The sequence below is a fragment of the Longimonas sp. genome, assembly GCF_046498435.1.
Taxonomy (GTDB): domain Bacteria; phylum Bacteroidota; class Rhodothermia; order Rhodothermales; family Salinibacteraceae; genus Longimonas.
The window spans coordinates 1-9,443 of the sequence record NZ_JAWOAR010000330.1; the positions used below are offsets into that span (position 1 = coordinate 1).

The 9,443-nt window shown below is 58.3% G+C and carries 8 protein-coding genes; 3 read left to right on the forward strand and 5 right to left on the reverse strand.

All coding sequences use genetic code 11. The features are described 5' to 3' along the window. Window positions 1-882 precede the first annotated feature (882 nt). From R6U20_RS12695 to R6U20_RS12705, 3 genes are all read left to right on the forward strand, one after another. On the forward strand, window positions 883-2,169 hold the full coding sequence (locus tag R6U20_RS12695) for an aminotransferase class I/II-fold pyridoxal phosphate-dependent enzyme (RefSeq protein WP_410338216.1): 1,287 nt from the start codon (window positions 883-885) through the stop codon (window positions 2,167-2,169). An 85-nt stretch (window positions 2,170-2,254) separates the two neighbouring features. Further along, window positions 2,255-3,400 carry a hypothetical protein gene (locus tag R6U20_RS12700; RefSeq protein WP_410338217.1) on the forward strand — a complete coding sequence of 382 codons (1,146 nt, stop codon included), beginning with the start codon at window positions 2,255-2,257 and terminating at the stop codon, window positions 3,398-3,400. Window positions 3,401-3,547: 147 nt separating this feature from the next. Then, complete coding sequence (locus R6U20_RS12705; RefSeq protein WP_410338218.1) at window positions 3,548-4,270, forward strand: HAD family hydrolase; 723 nt, start codon at window positions 3,548-3,550, stop codon at window positions 4,268-4,270. 17 nt (window positions 4,271-4,287) lie between these two features. On the opposite strand, the gene R6U20_RS12710 is transcribed toward R6U20_RS12705, so the two are convergent. From R6U20_RS12710 to R6U20_RS12730, 5 genes are all read right to left on the reverse strand, one after another. Continuing rightward, window positions 4,288-4,941: a rhomboid family intramembrane serine protease gene (locus tag R6U20_RS12710; protein WP_410338219.1), complete on the reverse strand. Its 654-nt coding sequence runs from the start codon at window positions 4,939-4,941 to the stop codon at window positions 4,288-4,290. Between the two features lie 6 nt (window positions 4,942-4,947). Then, window positions 4,948-5,664 carry a phosphoribosylformylglycinamidine synthase subunit PurQ gene (gene purQ / locus R6U20_RS12715; RefSeq protein ID WP_410338220.1) on the reverse strand — a complete coding sequence of 239 codons (717 nt, stop codon included), beginning with the start codon at window positions 5,662-5,664 and terminating at the stop codon, window positions 4,948-4,950. A gap of 144 nt (window positions 5,665-5,808) precedes the next feature. Further along, window positions 5,809-7,347 (reverse strand): acyl-CoA dehydrogenase family protein, encoded by a 1,539-nt coding sequence (locus R6U20_RS12720; protein ID WP_410338221.1) that lies wholly within the window; start codon window positions 7,345-7,347, stop codon window positions 5,809-5,811. A 282-nt stretch (window positions 7,348-7,629) separates the two neighbouring features. Further along, window positions 7,630-8,181, reverse strand: a complete 552-nt coding sequence (locus tag R6U20_RS12725) for a single-stranded DNA-binding protein (protein WP_410338222.1) — start codon at window positions 8,179-8,181, stop codon at window positions 7,630-7,632. Between the two features lie 51 nt (window positions 8,182-8,232). Continuing rightward, window positions 8,233-8,697, reverse strand: a complete 465-nt coding sequence (locus R6U20_RS12730; RefSeq protein WP_410338223.1) for a single-stranded DNA-binding protein — start codon at window positions 8,695-8,697, stop codon at window positions 8,233-8,235. Window positions 8,698-9,443: the final 746 nt, after the last annotated feature.

A 9,443-nucleotide genomic window follows, 5' to 3' on the forward strand; every position in this document is an offset into this window, starting at 1 on the left:
CAAACACATGGAGCCGCCTTCCCGAAGGATGGATCCCGGATCAGCGGTGCCAGGGGCACCTTGTCCGGGATGACACATTGGTACGTAGTGCTGAACGTTGTGTTATACGCAATGGCCCACTCAGGTGTCATCCTGGACGCAGTGAGCTTGCGAACGGAGATCCAGGATCCAGGACATAAGCGCACTTCACGAGAAGGCGCAGGACCGCTGTCACTTGGGCCCGGTACTGAAGTTCAGGGTACCCCCTCAAAACATGTACATTGAACTATCGCATTTGGTATTATCTTGAGCCACACATTTCGAATCCGTTATATATCTAACGGGAAAAGACGGGGGAGCAGCGGGCAATTTTCCGTATACGTTGTATATCTGGCAGACCGAAACGGACCCTCGTAACGCTTGCCCGATATGCATGTGTCCGTTGTCGACATAAACACTTTTGGCTTGCTCACGGCATTCCCGGCACGCTTTAGGCGTTTTAAGACCGGCTGTTACTTTCTGCATTGTGTGAGCGGCTATACCCTACACGCACTCGGTGAGCTGCATTGCCCCCACAACTTGGGTCATACGACCAGGCTTTCGATTGGCCTTGCGTGCACGCACAGAACAAACCACAGCCACCCCCTGAATAAATCACAACGCATCTGGTATGCTGCTTTGCTTTCGGATGCCAGGTGAGGGGGGATCTGCATAGGCACAAAAACCTCCATGTATACAAATTTTATCTTGCATGTGGTTTTCCACACTCAGCGTAGTTTGAGATGCCTTATTTGTAACGCGTCGTAATTTGTAACGCCCTGTTCTGTTGCTTCACGAAAGCGTCCGCCTGTTACTTGCACCTTGCACGCCGCACCGCCATTGCCACACGTTGCTACCAACTGTATGTCTGATTCTCCTGCACCATCCGACACTGCCGCAACCGATTCCGCTGTTGACACGGCGGCATCGCCTTCCCTCTTTGACAAATGTCAGCGGTTTTTCGACCCCGACGGCGCCTACGCACAGGCCAAAGAAGCTGACCTGTACCCGTACTTCCGTCCCATTGAGCGAAACGACGGGGCCCGGGCCATTATGAATGGCGAGGAGGTTGTTATGGCAGGGTCAAACAACTATCTTGGCCTAACATCCGATCCCCGCGTGCAAGAAGCGGCAGCCCAGGCTATCAAAACCTACGGCACCGGATGCACAGGAAGCCGCTTCCTCAACGGCACGCTCGACCTGCACCTGCAGCTTGAAGAGCGGCTGGCTGACTTTATGGAGGCCGAGGCGTGTATTCTGTACTCAACGGGATACATGACCAACATGGGCGTGGTACAGGCCATTGCCGGAAAAGGCGACCTGATCTTTTCCGATAAAGACAATCACGCCTGCATTGTGGCCGGTACGCAGATGAGTTTCGCCGAAACGCGGCGCTACCGCCACAACGACCTCGACCACCTGGAGCAGATGCTGGAACGCGCTCACGAGCGCCATCCCGACAAGAGCAAACTCATCGCCACCGACGGTGTGTTCTCCATGAGTGGCGAAATTGCCGATGTGCCGCGCCTCATCTCGCTCGCCCGCACGTACGACGCCGCCCTCATGCTCGACGACGCCCACGCCATTGGCGTCATCGGACCCAAAGGGCAGGGCTCAGCCTCTACGTTTGGGCGCTTGCAGGATGTGGATCTCATCACGGGTACGTTCTCGAAGAGCTTCTCCTCGTTGGGGGGCTTCTGCGTGGGCGACGAAGACGTGATCGAGTACCTGCGCCATGAAAGCTCCCCGCACATCTTTAGTGCCTCGATGCCTCCCGCCAATGTGGCCACCGTGCTCAAGTGCCTCGACATCCTCCAAGAAGAGCCGGAGCGCCTGGAGCGTCTCTGGGAGATCTCGGATTACATGCGCGAGGGCTTCCGCGAGCAGGGCTTCGACGTGTGGGATAGCGAAACCCCCATCATCCCTGTCGTGGTCGGCGACATGGAAACGTGCTTCCGCTTCTGGCGCGACCTGCTCGAAGAAGGCGTGTTCGTCAACGCCGTCGTGCCGCCTGCTGTCCCACAAGGGCAGTCGCTCATGCGGACCTCGTACATGGCCACCCACACTGGCAAGGACCTCGACCACATCCTCGAAGCCTTCTACAAAGTCGGAACCCGCCACGGCGTGATTGGCTCGAATGGAGTCCACTAACATTCTGCTGTTTCGTATTGCACGAGGCGCGGCGCTGCTCCCTGCAGGGTCGCGCTTCGGTGTTTGATAGTCGCCCCCATGCCTTATGGCTGCCTCCGCTCCCATACACATCCGCGCCGTTACCTCGCGTGCCGACCGCGACGCGTTCGTCGATTGGCCGTACCAGTTCTATCCCGAGCGCTACCCGAATTGGGTGCCGCCGCTGCGCCGCGAGGAGCACGCCACCCTCAACCCCGACAAAAACGCGTTCTTCGACCACGGTGAGATGCAACTCTTCCTCGCTGAAGACGACACCGGCCAGGTGTGCGGACGCATCGCTGCCATCATCAACGGGATGCATCTGAAGAAGTACGACGACGACACCGGTTTCTTCGGCTTCTTCGAGACCGAAAACGACCCGGCTGTTGCCAATGCGCTGCTCGACGCCGCCGAGTCGTGGCTGCGCGCCCGCGACTGCATCCGGATGCGCGGGCCCACCAACCCGTCACTGAACGACGTCTCGGGCCTACTGGTTGACGGTTTCGACCGGCGTCCCTCGGTGCTCATGCCGTACAACCCGCCGTACTACGTCGATCTGCTCACCGACTACGGCTTCGAGCGCTCCATGACGATGTGGGCCTACTACGCCCACAAGCGCTACGCCAAATACGACCGGCTGCGGCGCGGTGTTGAGATCGTAAAGCGCCGCACCCCCGGCCTTTCGCTGCGCACCGTTGACCCCGACAACCTTTACGACGAAGCGCGTACGCTGCTCGACATCTACAACGAAGCGTGGTCCGAGAACTGGGGCCACGTGCCCATGACCGAGGCCGAGTTCACCCAGCTTGTCGACAGCCTCAAAGAGGTATACGACCCTCGCCTCGTCTACTTTGTCGAGCACGAAGGCGAGCCGGTGGCCTTTGCCCTCTCGCTGCCCAACATCAACCAGGCACTGCGCCACGTCGACGACGGACGCCTCTTGCCCACCGGGTGGTGGACGCTGCTCATGCGCACGACCTATGGGATCAGCGAACTGCGCATGCCGCTCATGGGCATCCGCAAAGCCTATCAGGGCAAAGGGATCGACGCCCTCATGGTGCTCGAAACGATGGAGCGCGGCCCCGAATACGGCTACGACGCCTGCGAAACCAGTTGGGTGCTCGACACCAACGAACGCCTCAAAAACGCGATCGAATCCATCGGTGCCATCCGCGATAAAGAGTACGCCCTCTTCGAAGTCGCCCTGCAGTAGTCAACACAAACAACCTCCCTGTAGCGAACGGTCCTCCGTTCGCTTGTAATGGTCATTAGCAGCGCGTTAGGATAATTTGGGAGAAAGCTAAGCTTCGTTGCTTACTCCAACATACATCCCAGCTGTACAGGCTGTCTGCCCGCTCATTTGTTTCACCTTGTTCGCATCGGAATGCCGCCCATCCGTTTTGTCTACTTCGATCTTGATAACACCCTGCTCGACCACCGCTATGCCGAGCGTGCTGCCCTTGGTGATGTGATCGACGACTTCCCGGCGCTCTTCACCGGGTGCGATATGGATGCCGTGCACGATACGTACCATCGCATCAACAAGCCGCTGTGGCAGGCCTATGCCCAAGGCACAATTGACAAGGCCACCGTAAAGCAGCAGCGGTTCCGCCGCCTGCTCGATGCACTCGGAGCCGACACAGAGCAGGCGTCTGTTGTGCACACACGGTACCTTCAGCGCTACGGCGCGCACTGGCGTTACGTGCCGGGGGCGCAGCAAGCATTTGCCCAGGTGGCCGAGCAATACGGTGTTGGCATTCTCACCAACGGATTCAGCGAGACGCAGCAGCGCAAGATGAATCAGTTTCCGGCTTTGCGCAGCGCCTGCGCATCTGTGATCATCTGCGAAGAGGTGGGGCATCTCAAACCGCATCCTGCCGTGTTTGCCCATGCCACCGAGCAAGCCTGCGTCGAGCCCGGCGAGATTCTGTACGTGGGCGACTCGTACACCTCCGATGTGAAAGGCAGTGCCCGTGCGGGCTGGCAGATAGCCTGGTACACGCCCCGCGAATCCCCAAGCAAACCTGTGGCAAACGGCTTCTCGTTTTCCGACTGGCCCGATCTGCTGCGCCGTGTGCTGTAGAAAAGCGTACGGATCGGCTACAACAGTGAAGACATCGTTTGAATGAATGAGTCGAGTGCACGCGGGTCGAGCGCAATCGTGACAATCACCCCCGCAATGGCCCCCCCGATGTGCGCCTCGTGTGCAATGCCGCCGCGCTGCCCCGCACGCTGGTTCTTGTTGAAGGCGTAAGTGGACCCGACTACGTATCCTACTGCAAACAGCACAGCCGGAATAGGTAAGATAAAGAAGAGATAGAGCATCTCCAGGGGAAAAAAGAGGCAGAAGCCAAACACGACCCCGCTTACCGCCCCCGAAGCACCAATTGCAGCATACTGCGGATCGTCGTAATGATAAGTGAAAGTAACCGTGTGAGCCAGGATCTCACAAAGCACATACAGCAGCAAAAACCCAAACGCTCCCAACAGCCCTTCGAGTATAGGACCAAAGAAGAAGAGCGTGATCATGTTGACCGCCAGGTGCGCGCCGCTCCCGTGTACAAATCCCGCCGTTAAGAAGCGGTAGTACTCGCCATAGTTGGCGATCCGATACGGCTGAAACGAGAGCGGGTCGAGCAGTCGGGGATTCCGGTACAGCACATACCAGCTCACAACCACATTGGCCAGGAGCAGTGCTGTTGTAACGGGCACATCGGCAAGCGAAATGGGACCCTCGAACGGCATCTCGACCATAACAGATTACGCAGCAGACGTGAGCATCGCGTCGTTGACCGATGCACGGAGCGATTCAAAGAGCGGGCGTCCGTCATCGGAGCCCAGGAGCAATTCGACGTGTCGTTCGGGATGCGGCATGAGCCCGAGTACGTTGCGGGCTTCGTTGCAGATGCCTGCAATGTTGCGCATCGACCCGTTGGGATTGGCCGCATCGGTAGCGCGTCCGTCGGCATCGGTGTAGCGGAAGAGCACCTGATTGTTGGACTCAAGCGCGTCGAGGGTGGCATCGTCGGCCACGTAGCGGCCCTCGCCGTGCGCCACCGGAAGCGAAAGCACCTGTCCCGGTGCATACTGCGCGGTAAAGGGCGTATCGATGCGCTCGATGCGCACAGCGGTAGGTTTGCAGACAAAGCGAAGCGAGTGGTTACGCGTCAGCGTGCCGGGCAGCAAGCCGGCCTCGCACAACACCTGAAAACCGTTGCACACGCCCAGCACGAGTCCGCCCGCGTTGGCAAAGTCAACGACAGCATCCATCACCGGCGAGAACCGCGCAATGGCTCCCGAACGCAGATAGTCGCCATACGAAAAGCCGCCCGGCAGAACGACGACATCCAGCGCACTCAGATCCGTGTCTTGATGCCACACAAACGTGGCGTCTTCCCCAAGCACATGTTTTACAGCGTGATACGCATCATGGTCGCAGTTTGAGCCGGGAAAGGTGACGATGCCAAATCGGGCCATGGCCAAGCAGGAGGTTAAAGGAGAGCATAGCGCATCAGCCAACGTAATCAACACATGGGGCGGATGCGCAGCGTGCTGCTGTGAAAAGTGCGTGAGGCAGCTTCCCAAGTCGGGTCATCGCCCCGCATCTCCACCGCGCTGTGCTTATGCATCCACAAAGTTGAGCCAGCTGCTGTCGGTATCGTCGTAGGCTTCGACGGGCAGCGGCTCGGGGCTGGTATGGTAGGAGCAGAGCAGGCGTTGCACCTCTTGGGTGAACACGTGGAGCGCGTTCGAGATGAGGTCGCTGCGGAAGCCTCGGTCGCCCAGTTCAACGATGTACTCCATTACCGCCACGCGGCCCAGCGCACGGCCCAGTTCCACACTTTTGCGTTGCGAGAGCGACGATGCATCCACCGAAAAGTTGAACGCGTCGTCGAAGCGATCGGCAGCGCGGCGGGTCGGGTCAAAGTCGCGTAAGAACGCACCTACGTTGTCGACCTTGGCGCGGCGCATGTGCTTGAGCACCGTTTCGGTGATCTGCTGATAGAGCACATCGTTCGAGCCTTCGAAGATCTGAAAGGGACGGCTGTCAACGGTGGCGCGTCCGGCGGGATGGTCAAGGCGGTAGCCCTGTCCGCCCGAGAGTTGCAAGAACGACTGCGCGGCATCTTGCATCAGGTCGGTCACGACCGCTTTGGTTGCGTTGGGCCCCAGGTTATCGCTGGCGAGGTTTTTCTCGATGTGTGCGGTTTCGCTGGTGTGCAAGCACATCGATGAGCATGCCGTGAAGGCCGCCTGAATCCAGGCCAGGCGCTTGCGGACCTGATCGTATTCGAAGAGCGAGCGCCCACCAACAGAACGGTTTTTACAGTGTGAAAGAGATTCGTCGAGGATGCGCTTCAAGAAGCCCATGCCCATGCCCGGAAACTCGATGCGGCTGCGGTGCAGCGTGTCGAGCATCATCTTGATGCCCGTGCTCTCCGGCTCCAGCCTGTGCGCGCGGGGCACCGTCAGATCGATGTTGTTGCGGCCATACGGAATGAGGTAAAGGCCAAGGTTTTGGTAGACCTCCTCGACTTCGACCATCTGTTCCGCCTGGTTCATGTCGGCAATGAAGAAGTCGATGTCGCGGCTTAGCTGCCCGCTCTCCGACTGGCGGCGCGCGGTGATGAGCCAGAAATCGGCCCATCCAGTAAGTCCGGCCCAGTGCTTCGTACCGCTGAGTGCGTACCCGTGCTCGGTTTCGGTGTAGGCCGTCTGCATGTTGAGCGCATCGGTGCCGTAGTCGGGCTCGGTAATCATGAGCCCGCCCATGTTCTTATCTTTCAAGAAGCGCTCAAAGATAGGGCCCTTCACGGCCTCGTTGGCATACTTCGTAACGGGTTGCAAAAAGAGCGCGCCGTTGATGCCATAGGTAAGCGAGAGAGCGAGCGACTCGTACGAGGCCGCCGCCAGAATGGCTTGGCACTCATGCACATGACCGCCGCGTCCGCCATATTCTTCGGGGATGAATGCAGCCAACGGGGTTGCCGACTGCACTTCGCGCATCATGTACGGTGGCAGCCCCCGTGTGAGGCTCACCGCGTCGGCATCGCTACGCTCCCGAAAGACCGTACGCAGCTTGTCGCGAAACGTGCCAAGGAACGATTCAAAGTCGACGGACGAGCGGATGTCGTCCGAGAGGTAGGGGGCAATACTCATGAGCTACAGGGCCGCAATCATCAGAATATGATACATATTAAACAGTACCAGATGCAGCGTCGAAAGATCGCTACATCTCTGGGACAAGTATCGACAAACTCGAAATAATCGCAGATTTGTCAATGATAGCAGCAGGTTGCGCATTTGGAGCAACAATCCCCCACAAAAAAATAGGGGCAACCCGGACGGGCGCCCCCACATGGGTATGAGCGATAGGCTCATGCAATGCGTAGGAATGCAGCAATGGAAATACCATGCTTCGCATCCCACCTGAAACCGCGATTAAAACGGCAGATCGTCGTCGGGCTCGAACGAGTCCTCTTCTTGCTGTTGACCCGAGCCGCCTTGATTACTGCCGCCCTGACTTCCTTGCTGCTGCCCTTTGCGGGGCTGGTGGGTCTGGTCGAAGTTGCCGGGACCGTTGTCCTGGTTCATGCGGTTGTTGCCTTGACCACGCCCGCCGCCACGATTGCCGCCACGATTGCCGCGTCCGCCGCCATCGCTGCCGCTCAGGAAGATCACGTCGCGCGCCTTGACTTCGGTGCTGTAGCGCTTGTTGCCATCGCGGTCCTCCCAGGAGCGGGTCTGCAACTGGCCTTCCACATAGATCTGGCGGCCTTTTTCGAGGTACTCGCCGCAGGTTTCGCCGAGCCCGCCCCAGGCAACCACGTCGTGCCATTCGGTGGTATCGACGCGCTCGCCATCGCGGTTGGTATACGAGTCGCCGGTAGCCATGCGCATGTTGCACACCGCTGTGCCGCTGTTGGTGTAGTTGAGTTCGGGATCCTGGCCGAGTCGCCCGACCAGGATGACCTTGTTTACGCCGCGTGCCATAGTGGGTGGTTGCGTTGTGTTAACAGGTAAGATACGTGCTATCTGGTTCCGTTAAAACGGTGGAGCGCCGTTGGGTTCATTCGGAGGAGAGACCTTCTCCGAGGATGCGTATTCAGCTGCGTCCATCGGTTCATGCACGGCCTTCGAGCGCCGGTTAGATGGCGTTGAAGATCCTTTGGTACCAGGGCGACCTAAAAAGACAACGTCCCGCGCCTTCACTTCGGTGCGATACTTTTTGTTGCCGTCGCGGTCTTCCCAAGAGCGTGTCTGTAACTGGCCTTCCAGATACACTTGCTGCCCCTTGTCGATGTACTCGTTGCAGATCTCCGCCAGGCGCCCCCACACCACGATGTTGTGCCATTCGGTGGTATCGACGCGCTCGCCATCGCGGTTGGTGTACGAATCATTGGTCGCCACCGAGAAGGTGCACACTGCGGTTCCGCTGTTGGTGTATTTGAGTTCGGGATCTTGACCCAGTCGGCCCACCAAGACGACTTTGTTTACGCCACGTGCCATAGGATTATTGAGTTACATAAAAGAAGTAAACGGGTAGGCCACACTACAGATTAAGGCCTGTACGCTGTAGACACAACTTCTATGTAAACGTAACGTGAATGAGGGCGAACAGAGCCAGCAAATGCAGACGGGGCAAATGCGGACGGGGGCTGCACGTAGGTGGCGATGGCACCAGCAACAAATGGACAATATAGTAAGACCTGGCCTTCGAGTTTGTATCTGAAAACAGATGGAGGTAGTGGTGTGTCAACCCTCATTTTGATGGTTGCCCTGTAATCACCCTCCCACGAAGCCTGTCATGGTGAGCGCAGTCGAACCATCTCTCTGGTGTTTAGCAGATACGGCGGGACAGAGGACCTGCCAACCTTGGGGGAGATCTTTATTCACTGCGTTCATCAGTCGCTTCGCTCGTGTCGGGACTCCGCACCTGCTAGGCGCAGTTGCTTCGCTCAAGATGACAGCATACGAATGGGGAACCTTACAACCTGAACATTCAGGTGTGACACAGCAGTAGTGCTCTGTCAACCCTCATTTTGAGGGTTGCTCTGCAATCATCCCCCAACAAAGCCTGTCATGGTGAGCACGCGACGGGCCCAGCCCGGAGCACGCCGAACCATCTCCTCGGTGCTCAGCGGCGCTCTAGGCGATTGAACGGCCCTGCCCATTTCGGAGGAGATCTTTATTCACTGCGTTCATCAGTCGCTTCGCTCGTGTCAGGACTCCGCGTCTCCTTGGCGGAGCCGCTG

Excerpts from the sequence above, each read along its gene's own strand:
- R6U20_RS12720 (WP_410338221.1), bottom strand. The coding sequence starts at position 7,347 with ATGAGTATTGCCCCCTACCTCTCGGACGACATCCGCTCGTCCGTCGAC.
- R6U20_RS12725 (WP_410338222.1), bottom strand. The coding sequence starts at position 8,181 with ATGGCACGCGGCGTAAACAAGGTCATCCTGGTCGGGCGACTCGGCCAG.
- R6U20_RS12730 (WP_410338223.1), bottom strand. The coding sequence starts at position 8,697 with ATGGCACGTGGCGTAAACAAAGTCGTCTTGGTGGGCCGACTGGGTCAA.
- purQ (WP_410338220.1), bottom strand. The coding sequence starts at position 5,664 with ATGGCCCGATTTGGCATCGTCACCTTTCCCGGCTCAAACTGCGACCAT.
- R6U20_RS12710 (WP_410338219.1), bottom strand. The coding sequence starts at position 4,941 with ATGGTCGAGATGCCGTTCGAGGGTCCCATTTCGCTTGCCGATGTGCCC.
- R6U20_RS12695 (WP_410338216.1), top strand. The coding sequence starts at position 883 with ATGTCTGATTCTCCTGCACCATCCGACACTGCCGCAACCGATTCCGCT.
- R6U20_RS12700 (WP_410338217.1), top strand. The coding sequence starts at position 2,255 with ATGGCTGCCTCCGCTCCCATACACATCCGCGCCGTTACCTCGCGTGCC.